Origin of the sequence: Methylobacterium sp. Leaf89 (assembly GCF_001422215.1) — a bacterium.
Taxonomy (GTDB): Bacteria; Pseudomonadota; Alphaproteobacteria; order Rhizobiales; family Beijerinckiaceae; genus Methylobacterium.
Genome location: NZ_LMML01000001.1, coordinates 6,973 through 23,391, shown reverse-complemented (window position 1 = coordinate 23,391; position 16,419 = coordinate 6,973). Strand labels below are relative to the sequence as shown.

The 16,419-nt window shown below is 70.5% G+C and carries 16 protein-coding genes, 1 tRNA gene, 1 other RNA gene and 1 riboswitch (1 of these 19 only partly in view); of the genes, 8 read left to right on the top strand and 10 right to left on the bottom strand.

Annotated features, from left to right (window positions below):
* Positions 1–241: 241 nt before the first annotated feature.
* From parE to ASF18_RS00075, 6 genes are all read right to left on the bottom strand, one after another.
* Positions 242–2,287, bottom strand: coding sequence for a DNA topoisomerase IV subunit B (gene parE, locus ASF18_RS00100; RefSeq protein ID WP_056348242.1), 2,046 nt, complete (start codon positions 2,285–2,287; stop codon positions 242–244).
* A gap of 265 nt (positions 2,288–2,552) precedes the next feature.
* On the bottom strand, positions 2,553–4,535 hold the full coding sequence (locus tag ASF18_RS00095) for a PhoX family phosphatase (protein WP_056348241.1): 1,983 nt from the start codon (positions 4,533–4,535) through the stop codon (positions 2,553–2,555).
* A 101-nt stretch (positions 4,536–4,636) separates the two neighbouring features.
* Positions 4,637–7,411, bottom strand: a complete 2,775-nt coding sequence (gene topA, locus ASF18_RS00090) for a type I DNA topoisomerase (protein WP_056348240.1) — start codon at positions 7,409–7,411, stop codon at positions 4,637–4,639.
* Between the two features lie 160 nt (positions 7,412–7,571).
* Entirely contained in the window at positions 7,572–9,476 is a 1,905-nt protein-coding gene (locus ASF18_RS00085; protein WP_056348236.1) for an AI-2E family transporter, read from the bottom strand.
* An 86-nt stretch (positions 9,477–9,562) separates the two neighbouring features.
* Positions 9,563–9,946 (bottom strand): response regulator, encoded by a 384-nt coding sequence (locus ASF18_RS00080; RefSeq protein ID WP_055955569.1) that lies wholly within the window; start codon positions 9,944–9,946, stop codon positions 9,563–9,565.
* A gap of 211 nt (positions 9,947–10,157) precedes the next feature.
* Complete coding sequence (locus ASF18_RS00075) at positions 10,158–10,385, bottom strand: hypothetical protein (protein WP_056348233.1); 228 nt, start codon at positions 10,383–10,385, stop codon at positions 10,158–10,160.
* A gap of 483 nt (positions 10,386–10,868) precedes the next feature.
* Here ASF18_RS00075 and ASF18_RS00070 point away from each other — a divergent pair, with 483 nt between their 5' ends.
* From ASF18_RS00070 to ssrA, 3 genes are all read left to right on the top strand, one after another.
* Entirely contained in the window at positions 10,869–11,060 is a 192-nt protein-coding gene (locus ASF18_RS00070) for a hypothetical protein (protein WP_056219697.1), read from the top strand.
* Positions 11,061–11,094: 34 nt separating this feature from the next.
* Positions 11,095–11,409: a hypothetical protein gene (locus ASF18_RS00065; protein WP_056348231.1), complete on the top strand. Its 315-nt coding sequence runs from the start codon at positions 11,095–11,097 to the stop codon at positions 11,407–11,409.
* A 5-nt stretch (positions 11,410–11,414) separates the two neighbouring features.
* Positions 11,415–11,780, top strand: a transfer-messenger RNA (tmRNA) gene (ssrA, locus tag ASF18_RS22670).
* 199 nt (positions 11,781–11,979) lie between these two features.
* On the opposite strand, the gene ASF18_RS00060 is transcribed toward ssrA, so the two are convergent.
* Together ASF18_RS00060 and ASF18_RS00055 are read right to left on the bottom strand one after the other, a co-directional pair.
* Positions 11,980–12,651: a hypothetical protein gene (locus ASF18_RS00060; RefSeq protein ID WP_056348228.1), complete on the bottom strand. Its 672-nt coding sequence runs from the start codon at positions 12,649–12,651 to the stop codon at positions 11,980–11,982.
* A gap of 46 nt (positions 12,652–12,697) precedes the next feature.
* Positions 12,698–13,084, bottom strand: a complete 387-nt coding sequence (locus ASF18_RS00055; protein WP_056219689.1) for a hypothetical protein — start codon at positions 13,082–13,084, stop codon at positions 12,698–12,700.
* 460 nt (positions 13,085–13,544) lie between these two features.
* Here ASF18_RS00055 and ASF18_RS00050 point away from each other — a divergent pair.
* From ASF18_RS00050 to ASF18_RS00040, 4 genes are all read left to right on the top strand, one after another.
* Positions 13,545–13,621 (top strand) — tRNA-Arg (locus ASF18_RS00050).
* Between the two features lie 142 nt (positions 13,622–13,763).
* A complete protein-coding gene (locus ASF18_RS00045; protein ID WP_056213461.1) occupies positions 13,764–13,928 on the top strand; it encodes a hypothetical protein in 165 nt (54 codons plus the stop codon).
* Positions 13,928–14,053: a hypothetical protein gene (locus ASF18_RS24995; protein ID WP_274534723.1), complete on the top strand. Its 126-nt coding sequence runs from the start codon at positions 13,928–13,930 to the stop codon at positions 14,051–14,053. Before ASF18_RS00045 ends, ASF18_RS24995 begins: the two co-directional genes overlap by 1 nt.
* Before the next feature lie 143 nt (positions 14,054–14,196).
* The gene (locus tag ASF18_RS00040; RefSeq protein ID WP_056348225.1) at positions 14,197–14,577 is read left to right on the top strand and encodes a hypothetical protein; all 381 of its coding nucleotides are present in this window, start codon (positions 14,197–14,199) and stop codon (positions 14,575–14,577) included.
* Positions 14,578–14,609: 32 nt separating this feature from the next.
* Here the strand turns inward: ASF18_RS00040 and ASF18_RS00035 are convergent, their stop codons facing one another.
* Complete coding sequence (locus ASF18_RS00035; RefSeq protein ID WP_156394105.1) at positions 14,610–14,855, bottom strand: hypothetical protein; 246 nt, start codon at positions 14,853–14,855, stop codon at positions 14,610–14,612.
* A 684-nt stretch (positions 14,856–15,539) separates the two neighbouring features.
* On the opposite strand from ASF18_RS00035, the gene ASF18_RS00025 reads away from it, so the two are divergent.
* The gene (locus ASF18_RS00025) at positions 15,540–15,860 is read left to right on the top strand and encodes a transcriptional regulator (protein ID WP_082486887.1); all 321 of its coding nucleotides are present in this window, start codon (positions 15,540–15,542) and stop codon (positions 15,858–15,860) included.
* 33 nt (positions 15,861–15,893) lie between these two features.
* On the opposite strand, the gene ASF18_RS00020 is transcribed toward ASF18_RS00025, so the two are convergent.
* Positions 15,894–16,082, bottom strand: coding sequence for a DUF2934 domain-containing protein (locus ASF18_RS00020; RefSeq protein ID WP_056213470.1), 189 nt, complete (start codon positions 16,080–16,082; stop codon positions 15,894–15,896).
* 171 nt (positions 16,083–16,253) lie between these two features.
* A riboswitch (cobalamin riboswitch) is annotated at positions 16,254–16,419 on the top strand (it continues 125 nt past the right edge of the window).

The following is a 16,419-nucleotide window of genomic DNA, read 5'->3' as shown; positions in this document are numbered from 1 at the left end:
GCGACACCGAGTTCGCCGTCGTCCGCGCCGGCCTGAACTACAAGTTCGGCTCCTACTAGGATCTGAACCCACGGCCTCCCGCGCGGTCGATCCGGTCGCGCGGGCCCCGGCCAACAAGAAAGCCCGGCCTCGCGGCCGGGCTTTCTTGCGTCTGGGCTCCTCTTCAAGACGGGCGTCCGTTCGGGGCCCGTCGATCGTCGCCCGCGCGTCCGGTCTTCCGAAGGCGCGGGCGATCGCCGTCTCAGATGTCGAGCTCGGCCCCGTCGGCGAAGGCGGCACGCTCGGAGATGAAGGTGAAGCGCGCCTCGGGCTTGTTGCCCATCAGGCGCTCCACCGCGTCCCCGGTGGAGTCGCGGGCCTCGTCCAGCACCTCCACCCGCAGGAGCGTGCGCTTCTTCGGGTCCATGGTGGTCTCCTTCAACTGGGCTGGCATCATCTCGCCGAGGCCCTTGAAGCGGCCGATCTCGACCTTACCGTTCTTGAACACCGTCTTGATCAGTTGCGCCTTGTGGTCGTCGTCGCGAGCGTAGGCCGTCTTGGCGCCCTGGCTGATCCGGTAGAGCGGCGGGATCGCCAGGTAGAGGTGCCCGCGGTCGATGAGCTTGGGCATCTGCCGGTAGAAGAACGTTATCAGCAGCGAGGCGATGTGGGCGCCGTCGACGTCGGCGTCCGTCATGATGATCACCTTCTCGTAGCGAAGGTCCTCCGAGCGGTAGCCCGTGCCAGTGCCGCAGCCGAGGGCCTGGGTCAGGTCCGAGATCAGCTGGTTGGCGCCGAGCTTGTCCCGGCTGGCCGAGGCGACGTTGAGGATCTTGCCGCGCAAGGGGAGAATCGCCTGGGTGGCGCGGTCGCGCGCCTGCTTGGCCGAGCCGCCGGCCGAGTCACCCTCGACGATGAAGATCTCCGAGCCGGCCATGCCGGCCTTGGAGCAGTCGGCGAGCTTGCCGGGCAGGCGCAGCTTGCGGGTGGCGGACTTGCGGGCGACCTCCTTCTCCTGGCGCCGGCGCAGGCGCTCCTCGGCCCGGTCGATCACCCAGTCGAGGAGCTTGTTGGCCTGGGCCGGGGAGGCGGCGAGCCAGTGGTCGAACGCGTCGCGGATCGCGGTCTCGACGATGCGCGAGGCCTCGACGGTGGCGAGCTTGTCCTTGGTCTGGCCCTGGAACTCGGGCTCGCGGATGAAGACCGAGAGCATCGAGGCGCAGGTCGCCATGACGTCGTCGGTGGTCACCGCCGTCATGCGCTTGGCCTGGCCGACGCGCTCGGCATGCTCGCGCAGGGCCCGCAGCAGGGCGACGCGCAGGCCGCTCTCGTGGGTGCCGCCCTCCGCCGTCGGGATGGTGTTGCAGTAGGAAGCCGAGACGCCGTCGTCGGTCACCATCCAGGCGACGGCCCATTCGAGGGAGCCGTGCCCGCCCGGCTTGGTGATCTTGCCGGAAAAGATCGCGTCGGTGACGAGTTCCTTGCCCTCGAGATCGCGGGCGAGATAGTCGCGCAGGCCCCCGGGGAAGCGGTGCACGGTCTCGGCCGGCACGTCGTCCAGGCCCTCGAGGAGGGCGGGGGCGCAGCGCCAGCGGATCTCGACGCCGCCGAACAGGTAGGCCTTGGAGCGGGCCATCTTGAACAAGCGGCGGGGATCGAACTTCAGCGCCCCGAAGATCTCGGCATCGGGGTGGAAGCGCACGCGGGTGCCGCGCCGGTTCTGCACCCGGCCGACGGTTTCCAAGGGACCCTGGACATGCCCCCGCGAAAAGGTCTGGCGGTAGAGGGTCTGGCTGCGGGCGACCTCGACCTCGAGCTCGTCCGAGAGGGCGTTGACCACCGAGATGCCGACGCCGTGCAGGCCTCCGGACGTCTCGTAGACCTTCGAGTCGAACTTACCGCCCGCGTGCAGGATGGTCATGATGACCTCGAGCGCGGACTTGTTCGGGTATTTCGGGTGCGCGTCGACGGGGATGCCGCGGCCGTTGTCGGTGACGACGAGGTGGCCGCTCTCCTCCAGCTCCACCTCGATGAAGCTGGCATGGCCCGCCACCGCCTCGTCCATGGAATTGTCGATCACCTCGGCGAAGAGGTGGTGCAGGGCGCGCTCGTCGGTGCCGCCGATATACATGCCGGGGCGGCGGCGCACCGGCTCCAGCCCCTCCAGCACCTCGATGGTGGAGGCGTCGTAACCGGCCTCCGCCGAGACGGGGGGAAGCGGCGCCACAGCGTCGAGCTTGCGCCGCTCGGCGGCCTTCGGCAGCGGCGCCTTGCCGCCGGCGAAGAGATCGCGTGCGGGGTCGCTCACCGGAGCGCCTCGCGCGGGTGAGGGGGCAGCCGCGGGCTTCGCGGGCCGGATCGCAGAGGGAAACCGTGCAGCATTCGCCTTCATCCTCTCACCATACCGGAACAAACCGGAAACAGAAAGGGGTTCCCGCTCCGAGAGGCGGGAGCCGGAAGCCCCCGCCGCACAGGGCGTACCACCCCATGACATGGTATGGGGGTGGTTAAGAAGGCCTGACGGTGGCGTGATCCGTGGATCGTCGCGCCGGGCACCGCGCCCGTGGGCCGCCTCAGGTCCCGACGCGGCCGCCCCCGCGGCGGGTGATCGTCAGCACGGCGGGGCGGGGCGGCATCGCCGGGTCGAAGTCCGGCCAGCGGGTGGCGGGCGCCTCGAAGGTGGCGGGCACCGCCTTCGGGTCCTCCTCGTCGGCCTCGCCGGGATGCTGGACGGCCACGAAGAAGGTGGTGTCGTCGGGGGTGAAATAGGGGCCGCACATCTCGGCGCCGTGGGGCACGCGGAAGAAGTGCTTGCCCGTGCCGCGGCCCGCCCCTTCGGTCTCCATCGCCCAGATACCGTCATTGCGACCGGTGCGGGAGGGCGCGTTGCCGTCCGTGGCGACCCAGAGCCGGCCGAGGCCGTCGACCGAGCAATTGTCCGGCATCCCGAACCAGCCGTTCGTCGTGGTGGCCGACGAAAAGGTGGCGCCGACCTGGGCGATGCTCGGATCGCCGCAGCGGACCAGGATCTCCCAGGTGAATCCGGTGGCGGCATGGTCGCCGTCGTCGGGGGTGAGCTCGACGATGTGGCCGAAGCGGTTGTCGGCCCGCGGGTTGGCGGCATCGACCTGATCGGCCTTGCGCTTCCCGTTGTTGGTCAGCATCACGTAGACCTTGCCGGTCTTCGGGTTGGCCTCGACGTCCTCGGGCCGGTCCATCTTGGTGGCCCCGAGCCGGTCGGCGGCGAGCCGGGCGCCGATCACCACGTCGGCCTGGGATGCAAAGCCGTTCTCGGGCGTCAGCGGACCCTGCCCGAAGACCAGCGGCATCCAGGTGCCGCGCCCGTCGGCGTCGAAGCGGGCGACATGCAGGGTGCCGGAATCGAGGAGGTCGCGGTCGCCGCTGTCGGCCCGGCCCAGGGTGACGAACTTGTAGACGTAGTCGAAACGCTCGTCGTCGCCCTGGTAGATCACGTACTGTCCGGCCTTCGCGACGATGCCGGCCGCGCCCTCGTGCTTGAAGCGCCCCAGGGCCGTGCGCTTCTTGGGGACGCTCGTCGGGTCGAAGGGGTCGATCTCCACCACCCAGCCGAAGCGGTTCGGCTCGTTGGGCTCGCGGCCGAGGTCGAAGCGCGGGTGGAAGCGGCCCCAGGCATAGGCGTTGGCCGGCAGGTTGAAGCGCTTATGGTTGGCGGCCTCCGGCGAGTCCTTCGGCAGGGCGCCGGAGAAGTAGTAGTTGATGTTCTCCTCGCAGGTCAGCCACGTGCCCCAGGGGGTCGTGCCGCCGGCGCAGTTGTTGATCATCCCGAGGGCCGACCGGCCGCTGGGATCGGCGCCGGTCCGCACCCGGTCGGTGCCGGCGGCCGGGCCGGTCAGCGCCATCGGCGTCGTGGCGGTGATGCGGCGGGCGTATTTGGAATCCGGCACCACCGTCCAGCGGCCGTCCCGGCGCCGGATCTCGAGGACCGAGCCGCCATGGGCCGCCATCTCGATGTCGACGAGCGCCCGCGTCATGCCCTGGAAGTCCACCGCCTTGCCGTCCTGGCGCCCGAGGCCGGGGAACATGAGTTCCTCGTTGGTGTATTCGTGGTTGACGACGAGGAGGCCGTGCGCCGCCGGGTCGGCCGCCCCCGGCATGGGGAAGTAGCCGACGAAGTCGTTGTTGTAGCCGAACTGCTGGGCCTGTGCCGCCGCGGACTGATTGCGCGGGTCGAAGGCGGGCGCGCCGGGCAGCACCGGGTCGCCCCAGCGGATCAGGATCTCGGCATCGTGCCCGGCGGCGACGTGGTGGTGCGCGTCCGAGCCGGCCTCGATCTCCGCGAACGGGAATCGGGAGTCGCTGGCCGGCGACGCCGGACCCACCGCCCCGCCGGCGGCCAGGGCGCGGGGCGTCACCACCGCCGCGATGGCGCCGACCCCGAGGAGCCCGCGCAGGAGGTCGCGCCGGTCGAAGCGCGCCGCCACCACGTCGCCGAAGGTCGGGTTGGCGCTGCCGTTCGACCCGCGATCCTCGGCGGCCTCGGCGGCCTGCGAGCGGTTCTGGTTCGATGCGGTCATGGCGTGGCGGGTCCGGTGCGGGGCGCGGGCTGACGACCGTCCCCGCTACCCCGCCCGCATGGCACCGGTGTGACAGCGGCCGGTGCCCCGGCCACCGATCCTTAAGCCTTCCGGCGTGCCGCGGCGGCGGGCTTCTCGGCCGCAGCCTTGGTGCTCTTCGCCGGTTTCTTGGCGGCCGTCGCCTTCGCGGCGGGCTTGGCCGAGGCCTCGTCCCCGTCCGCTGCAGCCGTCTTCCCGGCGGCCTTCGCCGCAGGGGCCTTCTTGACCGCCGCCTTCTTCGCCGGGGCCTTGGCGCCCGCCGCCTTGCGGGCCGGAGCCTTCTTCTTGCCCCCGCCCGCGGCTTCCCGGGCGGCGATCAGCTCCAGTGCCTGGGGCAGGTCGACCGCCTCGGCCGCCATGGTCTTGGGCAGCGTCGCGTTGGTGGTACCGTCGGTGACGTAGGGGCCGTACTTGCCCGACTTCACCACGATGGGCTTGCCCGTCTCCGGGTGCTCGCCGAGGGGCCGGCCCGGATCGGCCGCCGGCCCGCGCCGGCCGCCGCCCTGCTCCTTGGCGACGATGAGGTCGATGGCCCGGTTGGCGCCGATCTCCAGCACGTCGTCGTCGCGCCCGAGATTCGCGTACATCTTGCCGTGCTGCACGTACGGCCCGAAGCGCCCGAGATTGGCCAGGATCGGCTCGCCGGTCTCGGGGTGGCGGGCCACCTCGCGCGGCAGGGCGAGCAGCTTCAGGGCCATCTCCAGGTCGACCGAGGACGGGCTGGTGCCCTTCGGAATCGAGGAGCGCTTGGGCTTGGGCGCCTCCTTCTCGGCCGCGGCCTCGCCGAGCTGGACGAAGGGACCGAAGCGGCCGTCGCGCACCGTCACGGGCAGGCCGGAGGCGGGATCGTTGCCGAGCACCCGCGTGCCGGGCTGACCGCCGTTCTCCGACGAGCCCTCGCCGTCGCCCTCGACGCCCGAGGCGGCGAGCTGGCGGGTGTACTTGCACTCCGGATAGTTCGAGCAGCCCACGAAGGCGCCGAACTTGCCGAGCTTCAGGGAGAGCTGGCCGGAGCCGCAGGTGGGGCAGGTGCGCGGGTTCGAGCCGTCGGCCTTCTCCGGGAAGATGTGGGCGCCGAGCAGGTCGTTGAGCGCGTCGAGCACCTCCGCGACGCGCAGCTCCTTGGTGCCGGCGATCGCGGCGGAGAAGTCGCGCCAGAAGTCGCGCAGCACCTCGCGCCAGTCGATCTCGGCGTTCGAGACCCGGTCGAGCTGCGTCTCGAGGTCGGCGGTGAAGTCGTACTCGACGTAGCGCTTGAAGAAGCTCTCCAGGAAGCCGGTGACGAGGCGGCCCTTGTCCTCAGCCACGAGGCGCTTCTTGTCGATCCGCACGTATTCGCGGTCGCGCAGGGTCTGCAGCACGGCGGCGTAGGTGGAGGGCCGGCCGATGCCGAGCTCCTCCATGCGCTTGACGAGGCTGGCCTCGGAATAGCGCGGCGGCGGCTCGGTGAAGTGCTGGGTCGAGGCGATGCGCTCGCGCTTGAGCGGGTCGCCCGCCTTCATGGGCGGCAGGCGCCGGCCGTCCTCGTCCTCCTCGTCGTCCTTGCCCTCCTGGTAGAGGGTGAGGAAGCCGTCGAACTTCACCACCTGGCCGGTGGCGCGCAGCTCCAGGGTGCGCGGCCCGACCTGGGCGACGACGTCCACCGTCGTCCGCTCTAGCTCGGCCGATTCCATCTGGCTCGCCACCGTGCGGGTCCAGATCAGCTCGTAGAGCTTGGCCTGCTCGGCATCGACGGTGCGGGCCACCGCCTTGGGCAGACGGCCCATGTCGGTGGGGCGCACGGCCTCGTGCGCCTCCTGGGCGTTCTTGGCCTTGACGCTGTATTTGCGCGGCGCGCCCGGCAGGTAGCGCTCGCCGTATTCCTGGGCGACGACCCGGCGCACGTCGGCGATGGCTTCGGGCGCCATGTCGACGCCGTCGGTCCGCATGTAGGTGATGAGGCCCACCGTCTCGCCGTCGATCTCTACACCCTCGTAGAGCTTCTGGGCGGCGCGCATGGTCTGGGCCGGCGCCATCCCGAGCTTGCGGGAGGCCTCCTGCTGCAGGGTCGAGGTGGTGAAGGGCGGGGCGGGGTGGCGCTTGGCGGGCTTGGCCTCGACGCTGCCGACCGAGAAGGTGCCGAGCTCGAGGTCGCGCTTGAAGGCCGCCGCCTCCTCGCCGGTGCCGACGTCCAGGCGCTGGATGCGCTTGCCGTCCGCGCCGGTGAGGCGGGCCTCGAAGCTGGCGCCGGTCTCCGTCACCAGGGTCGCCACCAGGGACCAGTATTCCCGCGGCTTGAAGACCTCGATCTCGCGCTCGCGCTCGCAGACGAGGCGCAGCGCCACCGACTGCACGCGCCCGGCCGAGCGGGCGCCGGGCAGCTTGCGCCACAGCACCGGCGAGAGGTTGAAGCCCACGAGGTAGTCGAGCGCCCGGCGGGCCAGGTAGGCGTCGACCAGCGCCTGGTCGATCTGCCGAGGCTGGCGCATGGCGGTCTCCACCGCCGTCTTGGTAATGGCGTTGAAGGTCACGCGCTCCACCGGCATGCCCTTGAGGGCGCGGCGGGCGGTGAGCGCCTCGACCACGTGCCAGGAGATCGCCTCGCCCTCGCGATCCGGGTCGGTGGCGAGAATCAGGCCGTCGGCGCCCTTGAGCGCCTTGACGATGTCGGAGACGCGCTTCGATCCGCGATCGTCGAGCTCCCACAGCATGTGGAAGTCCGCCTCCGGATCGACGGAGCCGTCCTTGGCCGGAAGGTCTCGGATATGGCCGAACGAGGCGAGAACCTCGTAGTCGCGGCCGAGATACTTGTTGATCGTCTTGGCCTTGGCCGGCGACTCGACGACGACGACTTTCATGTGCTGGTACTAGCCTCTCGTCAGGGCCTGACCCGCAGCAACGTCCATGCGCAGATTGTGCGGGGGGCGTCGCCACCCGTCCGGAGAGGGGGTCGGCGCGGGGGAGAAGTGGGTCAAGCCCAGGGGGATGTCAAATGCCCCCCCCTGGCCCGGCCCGGCCTCACCCCCGTTTGGCGAAGGTCAGGGCGGCGTCGAGCGCCCCGTTCAGGGTGGTCACCAGCACGTCGGCGGAGAGGGTGCGGCGCAGCCGGTCGAGGGAGGCCGGATCCCGCTCGCGCCAGAAGCCGACGAGGACCCGGACGCCGGGAATCGCCCGCCGCGCCTGGCGGACGTTCAGCCGGATCTGCGACAGGCTGACGGGTTCCAGGTAGGAGAAGCAGACCAGGGCGATCCCCGAGAGATCGTCCGGCGTTTCGCCCCGGCGCAGCTCCGCCATCGACATCACCTGTGCGCCGAGGCCGTGCCGGCCGAGGATCTGCCCCAGCATCGCGGTGGCCGCCTCGTCGAAGGGGCCACGGCTCGACACGCAGAGCACGGGCCGGGTCGCCCGCCAGCGGGCCGGGAGGTCCTCCGGGCGCAGCACCACGGCCGCGACCTGCCGGTCGGGCCCGATGGCGGCGATGGCCGCCGAGGTCTCGGAATTGCCGGCCGAGGCGGAGGAACCGATCGTCCGGCCCGTCGGCACGGTCCCGAGGCGGGCGACCACGGTCCGGAGCGCGGTGCCGACCTCGTCCTGGCGGGTCCGGTCGAGGGTGCCGCGGGAGAGGTCCTCCTGCGCCATCAGCAGGCCGGCCAGCACCACCTCGTCGTAATAGGTGACGAGGGCGCGGGCCTTGAGGAACATCCGGCCCTGGTCGATCGCCTCCTCGGGGTCGCCCGCCAGCATGCGCTGGTAGAAGATCTCCGGCGGCGACAGGGCGGGGCGGTCGCCCAGGATGACGTCGAGATACCAGAGCCGCTCGATGTGGCGTCCCAGCACCACGAGGCAGACGGTGATGGGGGTCGCCAGCACGAGGCCGATCGGTCCCCACAGGAAGGCCCAGAGGGTGGCGGCCAGGATCACCGCGATGGGCGAGAGCCCGGTGGAATGGCCGTAGAGCAGGGGCTCGACCACGTGGCCGGCGATGGGCTCCACCACCACGAACAGGATCGCGGTGGCGATGACCATGCTCCAGCCCGGATCGACGGCGGCGGCCACGATGAGGGGCAGGAGGGCGCTGATCGCCGCGCCGATATAGGGCACGAAGCGCATGATCGCGGCCAGCACCCCGAACAGGATCGGGTTCGGCACGCCGATCCACCACAGGCCGAGGCCGATCACGAGGCCGAAGGCGATGTTGAGGACGAGCTGGGCCAGGAAGAACCGGCTGAGGCGGGCCACCGCGTCGTCGATGGCCGCCGTGGTCCGGCGCAGGTCCCCCGAGCCCGCCAGCCGGATCGCGCGGTTCCGCAGGTCCTCCCGCTGCAGCAGGATGAAGATCGTGAAGATCAGGATCAGGCCCGTGGTGGCGAGGGGATGCAGGATCGGGCCGGCGACGGCGCCGAGGGTTCCGAGCAGCCCGGCCTTGGCCGAGGCGATCTGGACGTGGAGGGGATGGGCGAGGCTGCCCGCGCTGCCTTCGGGCGGGGTCGCGTTCGGGTCAGGCTGCAGCTCGGCACTGAGGTCCTGCACCATGTCGACCATGCGCGAGAGGGTGCCGCTGCCGGCGGTCGCCTCCTTCAGGGAGGCGATCTTCTCGCGCATCGTCACCTGGTAGCGGGGCAGGTCGGAGGCGAGCTGCGCCGTCTCGTTGGCGATCAGGAGGGCGACCCCGAGGAGCGCCCCGAAGGCGGTGAGCACCACGACCAGGACGGCGAGCGCCCGCGGGACCCGGATGCGGCGCAGGAGGCGCACGCCCGGCACCAGGACGAAGCTGAGCAGGATCGCCAGGGTCACCGGTACGAAGACGTCGCGGCCGAGATACAGGGCCGCCGCGATGGTGATCACGAGGAGGCAGGAGGCCAGGGTCGTGAAGACCGGCATCGCCTGCCGCAGGAGGCGGGCGGTGATGGGATCGTCGCTCATGGATGGATCGGTCTCGTTGGGGTGAGCGACGCGGCAGCCGATGCGACGGCATCGGGCGCGCGGGGCGCGCGGCCGGGTGGGCCGCCTCAGGCGATGGCGGGCGCCTGCGGACCGACGGCGGCGTTGATCTGGGTCAGCAGCTTGGAGAAGTCCACCGGCTTCGGGTGGTAGTCGTTGCAGCCGGCCTGGATCGCCTTGTCGCGATCGCCCGACATGGCGTGGGCGGTCAGGGCGATGATCGGGATGCCCTTGGTGTCGCTGCCGGATTTCAGCACGCGGGCGGCCGACCAGCCGTCCAGGATCGGCAGGTTCATGTCGAGGAGGATGACGTCCGGCTGCCCGGTGCGGGCCTGCTGAACGCCGGATTCGCCGTCATGGGCGAGGATCACGTCGTAGCCGCGCCGCTTCAGCCGGCGGGACAGGAAGTCCCAGATCTCCTCGTGATCTTCCACCAGAAGAATTTTCGCCATCGCCCCAATATCCTTCGATCGTCTTCGGCCCCGATGCCGCCGGATCTGTCGTAACCCCGGACGGTCCGCACGGGACCCAGCCCCCGATACACGAGCCCCCCGAGCAAGACACGTGCGCGGGCCGAGCGGTGAACGCGCGATCGGCCGGAACGGTCCATGGCATCCCACGCGATCCAGCGACACAGGCGCCGTGCTGTGACGGGCCTGCCCCTCAGGGGGCGCGCGGCGCCGGCGCCGGAGGATCGAGGCTCGTCCGGGGACGGTCGTCGCTGTAGCGCCCCTGGCTCCCCGGGAGGAGCCCGGTGTTCTGCATCCAGATCATCAGCATCACGGCCGCCAGCAGCGTCGCGAAGGAGGTGAGGCGACCGATGTGGCGCCGCCGGACCACCATCAGGACGACGGTAGACAGGAGCAGGAGGGACAGGAGGAGGAGCAGCATGCGGCCTTCCCGGACGGGCCGTCCGGCCGGAGACGGTTCCGGCACGGACCGCGGAGCCAACGGGATCGATGCCGCCGCCGTTCCACGGGCCGGGTCCCCGGGAAGCAGGGGCGGCCATGGCGGGCCCCGGAGATCCGCGACGGGATCGTCGAGGCGGCGAACGGCGCCATCTGCGGCTCGGATCCAGGCGGGCCGGTTCGACAGGACCTCGCCGATGACGCAGCGGTCGACCGACCTCGCCGCCGGCCCTGATCGCGACAAGACCTTCCGTGACAAGACGGAGGGCGGCGTGACGGTGGTTTTCCACTCTACCTGAGCCGCGACCGTCAAGACCGGGTAGGATCGCCGAAGTCAGAGCCCGCGCCGCGCGTGGGATTTCGACGCGCGGCCGGACAATAGCCATGGAGATCAGCCAAGGATATCTCGGCCCTCTTGCTCCGATGTGCATTGCGGGTCGCCCCCGGCATCCGCTAAAGCCGGACAATGTCAGACTTGGAATCCCTCCTCGACCGCCTCAAGGACGCTCAGAGGACCCTCATCACCGAAGCCGCGAAGATCGAGATGCTGCCGCCCGACAGCGTCCTGCGACGCGTGGCCGACCTTGAGAACACGATCGCGGCCGTGGAAGCCCTGATCGAGGAGCAGGCGCATCGCCGTGGCCGCGCCACGGGGTAAGGCTCTGCCACGAACAGGAACGGCACCGCCGCTCGTGACGCCGGACGGACGCTACCTCGTGGTGCGTGGCCGGCTCTGGCGCCGGACCCGTCCCGACCTCGACCCCGCCGCGCGCGACGCCCTCGTCGCCGCGCTGATGGATGCGCGCCGGGCCGTGAAGGCCGGCAAGGCGGCCGGGAATCCGGACGCGGTCGCGCAGGCCCGCCGGGCCGTCGACGCGGCCAAGTGCGGCCTCGGGGAGCGCGGCCCCGTCTGGTGGGACGACGGCGCGCCCGACCTCAACCGGCACATGGCCCACACCACCCCCTACGCCGATTGGTTCGCTCGGGAGACGGGTGCGGCGGGATAGCGCGCCGACTGGACCCGCGCGGCGATTTCGCCTATATCGGATCTGCGGTTGATGACCGGTTCGTAATAACGTTTCAGGACCCGGAGGGCAGTACTCCGGCGCCTCCACCACAAGCCCATCCACGTCAGCGGGTGGTCTTCTGATGGGGGCGAAATAGGATCGACTGGGCGGTAAAGGGATCGCGAGTTCGCTCTCACTTCGGTGCGGGACGATGCGGCTGTCGGTAAGGACTCGACCGGTTCGACGCAGGCAACCCCTGTTTCGAGCATTTGGCCAAAACTCTAAATGCCAACGATAACGTTGTCATGGATGCCCGCCTCGCGGCGTAAGCATCTTGCGGTAGGGTAACCGTCGAAACAGAACCCGGAGCTTCGGCTCCGGGACCCACCCTTTCCTGATCATCCCAGACCGTCGCAAGACCGTGGCCCGCGTACGCGCGGAGAGGCCCAGCGCGACCGCGCCTCGACGACTTCCCCAGTCCACGCACGAAAAACCCCGGGGCCGAGGGCCGCCGGGGTGTCCGCCGTTGCGAGGGCCGCCCCCACGCGGAGGGCGGCCGTGGGGCGTCGATCAGACCGGCGTGGTCGGGTAGGCGCGCACGCGGTTGCGGCCCTCGACGGTCCCGCCCAGGGCGTTGCCCGGGATGGCGTTCGGCGAGGTGGCGGCGGCCTGCGGGGCGGTCCAGCCCTCGGCCCGCCAGTTCTGTGCGCGCTCGTCGACGTCGATCGAACCGTGCTCCTCCAGGATGTCCATCACCCGGGCCGCCTGGGACTGGTCGGCCCGGACCGTCACCAGGGTGCCGCCGCGGCGCACGCCCTCGCTGTAGGTATGGGCGTCGGTCTCGCTGAGGCCCGCGCCGGTCAGGCCGCCGGCGAGGCCGCCCGCTGCCGCGCCGATGCCCGCGCCCGTCAGCGTGGCCACGAGCCAGCCCGCCGCCACGACCGGGCCGACGCCCGGGATCGCCAGCAGGCCGAGGCCGGTCAGCAGACCAGCGGCGCCGCCCAGGACCGTCCCGACGGTGGCGCCCGCTCCGGCGCCGCTGGACGCCTTCTCCGGGGTGTCACCGTGGACGGGGGCGTCCACGTCGGAGGCGGAGCGCACGCGCCCGGCATGCCGGTCCCCCTCGTTGCTGCTCACGATGCTGATGTCGGCATGCGCCACGCCGGCGGCCTCGAGCTTGGAGACGGCCGTGCTGGCAGCGTCGTAATCGTCGTACAGGGCGGTGATGGTCTGATGAGCCATGGGAAACTCCTGTGTGCGGGCGAGGGGAGGGGTGGGCGGTGGCAGCCTACTGGGCCGCGACGTTGCCCTTGAAGTCGACGCCGACCTTGACCGGCTTGCCGTCGAGCACCGCTTCGCCGCGCCAGATGCCCTTGTCGTCCTTGGTCAGACCCTTGACGTCCTTGTAGCCGGCCTCGGTGAGGCGGTGGTGCGTCTGGGCCTCGGTGAAGCTGTTGGCGCCTTCCTCGAGCTTGGCGTTCGAGGCCGCCTTGGCGGTGGCCGGCTTGGTGGCATCCGGCTTGTCGGTGTTGGGCCGGGTCACGGCCTCCTGGCCGCCGGAGGTGGCACTCGACTTGGCGTCCGGGGCCGGGGTGCCGGTGACGGTGGTCTGGGCGGAGGCCGAACCCGCACCGAGGATCGTCAGAAGGGCGAGGGTGGTCAGGGACCGTTTCACGGCGTTCTCCTTGAATAAGTCTAGGACGGGCAAGAGACCCTCTCAATTCCCGAGGACCGCAAAGCGTTCCAAGATGGAAACCGGCAATCCCGGTTCAAACCGCCAAGCCGAAGCGTTGTCATAAATGTTCCACCTTGTCCTGACAGTGATGACGGGATGAAACGACAAGATCACGAGCCGACAAAAAACCAATTTTGATCGACGCATACGCTGCATCCCGGAATCAGATCTGCCCTTCACCGCGAAAGAACACCTTCCGACCGAGACGAGCCTGCGTTCGAAGAACGAGATAGGGGATCGCCCGCCGGGAGGCCGGACGTCGTGCCCGCGCGCGCCCTCCCCGAACGGACGGCGAAGCGCACCGCCGCGAAAAATCTGTCCGGCCAGGGTTGCCAGCGCAAAAAGGAGCCTCTAAACACCCGCTCACACCGGGGGCGGCACCAACCCCCACCGGTCGCAGGCGCCCGTAGCTCAGCTGGATAGAGCACCAGACTACGAATCTGGGGGTCAGAGGTTCGAATCCTTTCGGGCGCGCCATTTCTTTCCAAAGCCTTTGCTGGGAAAGACAAATTCCCTACCTGACAGCGTGATGCGGATGCCGGCGGGACCCCGTCGCGCCGACGAGGCGTGGACGCGTCGGGCCCTTGGAGGCCCTTTCGCGCGCCCTATCTTCCCGCCCATGACAGAGCCCCCGGACGACAACCTGGATCACTACGCGCTGGGGTTCTACGCCCCCGGCAAGGGCCTGCGCCGGGAGGACTGCCCCTATGCCGAGGGCACGCAGGCGCACGCCCAGTGGATGGCGGGGTATGACGCCGCCGTGAAGGCGGGGGAGGGCGCGTGATGGTCTTCCGCCTCCTCCACGTCCTGCGCCTCTGGACCCTCCTGTCCGTCCCGGCCGGCATCGTGATCGGCAAGCTTCTCAAGGCGAACCGCCGGGCGACCACCCGGCCCGTTGACCGCCCGTAGGGGCGCAGCGGCACCGGACCCCATCGGGAAAAACGCGCGCCCGCGTCGGCGCCGGCCGGCGGCAGGGTCCCGTCGCCCCCGGCGCCCGTCCCGGGGACGGCCCGTGGGGGTAGGGGGACAGATCGGAAAGGTTCGAAACACGCATGTCGCCACGTCTGACCGCCCTTTCGAGGCTCGTCCGCGCGGCGGCCTGGCTGAGCGTGGGGACCCTGGTCTGGCTCTCCTGGATTCCGCGGGATTGGGAGGCGCGCACCTCCCTGCCGGGTCAGGTCGAGCACGCCATCGCGTATGGCGGGACCGCCGGCCTGTTCGTCCTCGGCTACGGTGCCGGGCTGCGCTGGTGGCGGATCGGCGTGCCGCTCACCGTCCTGGGGGTCGTCATGGAGATCGGCCAGCGCTGGGTGCCCGGCCGGACCGCGCAGGTCATCGACGCTATGGCCAGCGGATCGGGCGCGCTCCTCGGCGCGCTGGGCGGCACGATCGTCGCCCACTATCTGCTCAAGCCCGAGCCCCCGTTCCGGTAGGGCGCGCCGGCTCAGCCGGACGCCCCGAAGGTTCACGCCTTCCGGGGTTCGGCGGGCGAGGCCTCGGACGTCCAGAGCAGCGAGGCCGCGACATAGGACGCCTCCACCGCCACGAGCATCCAGACCGCATCGGTCAAGACGATCGCGAGGGCACGCTGCTCCAGGGCCCCCTCGATGCCGATCGCCACCGCCAGCAGCGATACGATCACCAGAAGACCCGGCAGGCGCACGGCCTGGCTTGCGGCAGCTCCGAGCGAGGCAAAACAGATCAGAAGCATTTGCGCACCAACGACACCGGAAGGTAGACTACCTAGGTATTGAGAGGACACAAGCGGAAATAAACAGCACTTTTGTGCTTTGCACAATTTCAGCTGCACTGCGGTCGTTAGTCCATTATCAACCTTAGCACTCCGTGAGCGACCCAACACAGGAAGACGACCCAGGCTAGAGTCAGTCCGAACCTCAGCCCCAGGATCGTGAGGGTCGAGACCCCGTGCACGGCGCGGCCGAAGGCGGCCCGCCGCGGCGGGATCGCGGGCCCGTCGACACGCGGTTCGGGATCGTTGGTTTTCTCCGGCAACCGCTCGATGAAGAACCCGAAGGCGATCGCCGTCGCCCGCACGGGCCGTATCGCGCCCTAAGCCGTCGCTCAGCACCGACCGCGTCGCCCGCGCCCTCACGGCGCGCGGCACATCCGGTGCGGGCGCAGGCGACGCGGGAACGGAGCGTTCCCGAACGGAAAGTCCCGATCCACGGATCACGGCGCAGTCCGGACTGTTTCCGACTAGCCCGGCGGTCGCCGCCGGATCAGGCGCGTCGAACGGCGCCCCCGCCCGCGGCGTCGCGGCGGCGCCGGCCGGGCCTGCGCCTTCCGATCAGGCGCCCGGGTCCTGCTCTCCGAGGGATTTGCGGTACTGCCGTGATCGCGCCCTCCCCATGCTGTCCGAGGAGGGATGTCCCACGTGTCTGCTCACCGCCAACGCCCGGATTCGGCGGGGGTGTCGGAACCGGGCCGGGAGGGCGGTCGCTTCCTGAAGCCCCTGCGCGCGGCGCGCGGCCTATGCCGGCGCCCGCTCGCCACTGTGGTCGGGGCCGAATACGACACTGTCCTCTCGCAGCTGGAGACCGGACGGGGACGGATCCCACCGAATTGCTACCGCGCCTGGGCGGCCGTCCGCGACGTCCCCGTCAAGGCCCTCGTCCGGGCCCCGATTCGCGTCGACGGCCCGTTCACCCACGCGATCCTGTTCGCGGACCACGACGCGGTGGCGGCGAGCGGCTGAGGCGACCCGCCCCCGAGCCCGTCCCCGGCGCCGTCAGGGACAGGCGGCGTCCTCCTGCGCCGGTGCGGCCGACTTCGGGGCGTTGCGGGCGCGCTCGGCCCGCAGCTCCCGCTCGGCCATCAGCCAGAACTCGACCTCGAACCCCTCGGGGCGGTGGTTGCGCTCCCAGATCTCATGGGCGCGCTCGCGGATCCGCTCGAACGTGATCCCATCCTCGGACATCGTGCTCTCTGCTCCTTCAGTCTCGGTCACAGCGTCACAGCCCGGTTCTCCCTGCGGGGCCAACGCTCCACGGCGGGATTTGTCCCCCGATGCGCACAAGGCTGCCCCGGTCGCCCCCTTCGCAGTGCAGGCTGCCGAACCCCGGGGGATTTGACGGCGGCGCCGGAAACGGCCTAGCTTACCCGCGACGGTTCCTCTTTAACGAGGATCAAAAGGGAACGCGGTGAGGGCGAGAGCCCGAGGCCGCGGCTGCCCCCGCAACTGTAAGCGGCGAGCTCCTCATCAACACGTCACTGGGTGAACGGTCCGTCAGGACCCGGGCCTGGGAAGACGATGG

Coding starts and splice junctions, on each gene's coding strand:
- ASF18_RS00075 (WP_056348233.1), bottom strand. CDS start 10,385: ATGCTGCTCCTCCTCCTGTCCCTCCTGCTCCTGTCTACCGTCGTCCTG.
- ASF18_RS00040 (WP_056348225.1), top strand. CDS start 14,197: ATGTCGCCACGTCTGACCGCCCTTTCGAGGCTCGTCCGCGCGGCGGCC.
- ASF18_RS00070 (WP_056219697.1), top strand. CDS start 10,869: ATGTCAGACTTGGAATCCCTCCTCGACCGCCTCAAGGACGCTCAGAGG.
- ASF18_RS00095 (WP_056348241.1), bottom strand. CDS start 4,535: ATGACCGCATCGAACCAGAACCGCTCGCAGGCCGCCGAGGCCGCCGAG.
- ASF18_RS00045 (WP_056213461.1), top strand. CDS start 13,764: ATGACAGAGCCCCCGGACGACAACCTGGATCACTACGCGCTGGGGTTC.
- ASF18_RS24995 (WP_274534723.1), top strand. CDS start 13,928: ATGGTCTTCCGCCTCCTCCACGTCCTGCGCCTCTGGACCCTCCTGTCC.
- ASF18_RS00085 (WP_056348236.1), bottom strand. CDS start 9,476: ATGAGCGACGATCCCATCACCGCCCGCCTCCTGCGGCAGGCGATGCCG.
- ASF18_RS00060 (WP_056348228.1), bottom strand. CDS start 12,651: ATGGCTCATCAGACCATCACCGCCCTGTACGACGATTACGACGCTGCC.
- ASF18_RS00020 (WP_056213470.1), bottom strand. CDS start 16,082: ATGTCCGAGGATGGGATCACGTTCGAGCGGATCCGCGAGCGCGCCCAT.
- topA (WP_056348240.1), bottom strand. CDS start 7,411: ATGAAAGTCGTCGTCGTCGAGTCGCCGGCCAAGGCCAAGACGATCAAC.
- ASF18_RS00080 (WP_055955569.1), bottom strand. CDS start 9,946: ATGGCGAAAATTCTTCTGGTGGAAGATCACGAGGAGATCTGGGACTTC.
- ASF18_RS00035 (WP_156394105.1), bottom strand. CDS start 14,855: ATGCTTCTGATCTGTTTTGCCTCGCTCGGAGCTGCCGCAAGCCAGGCC.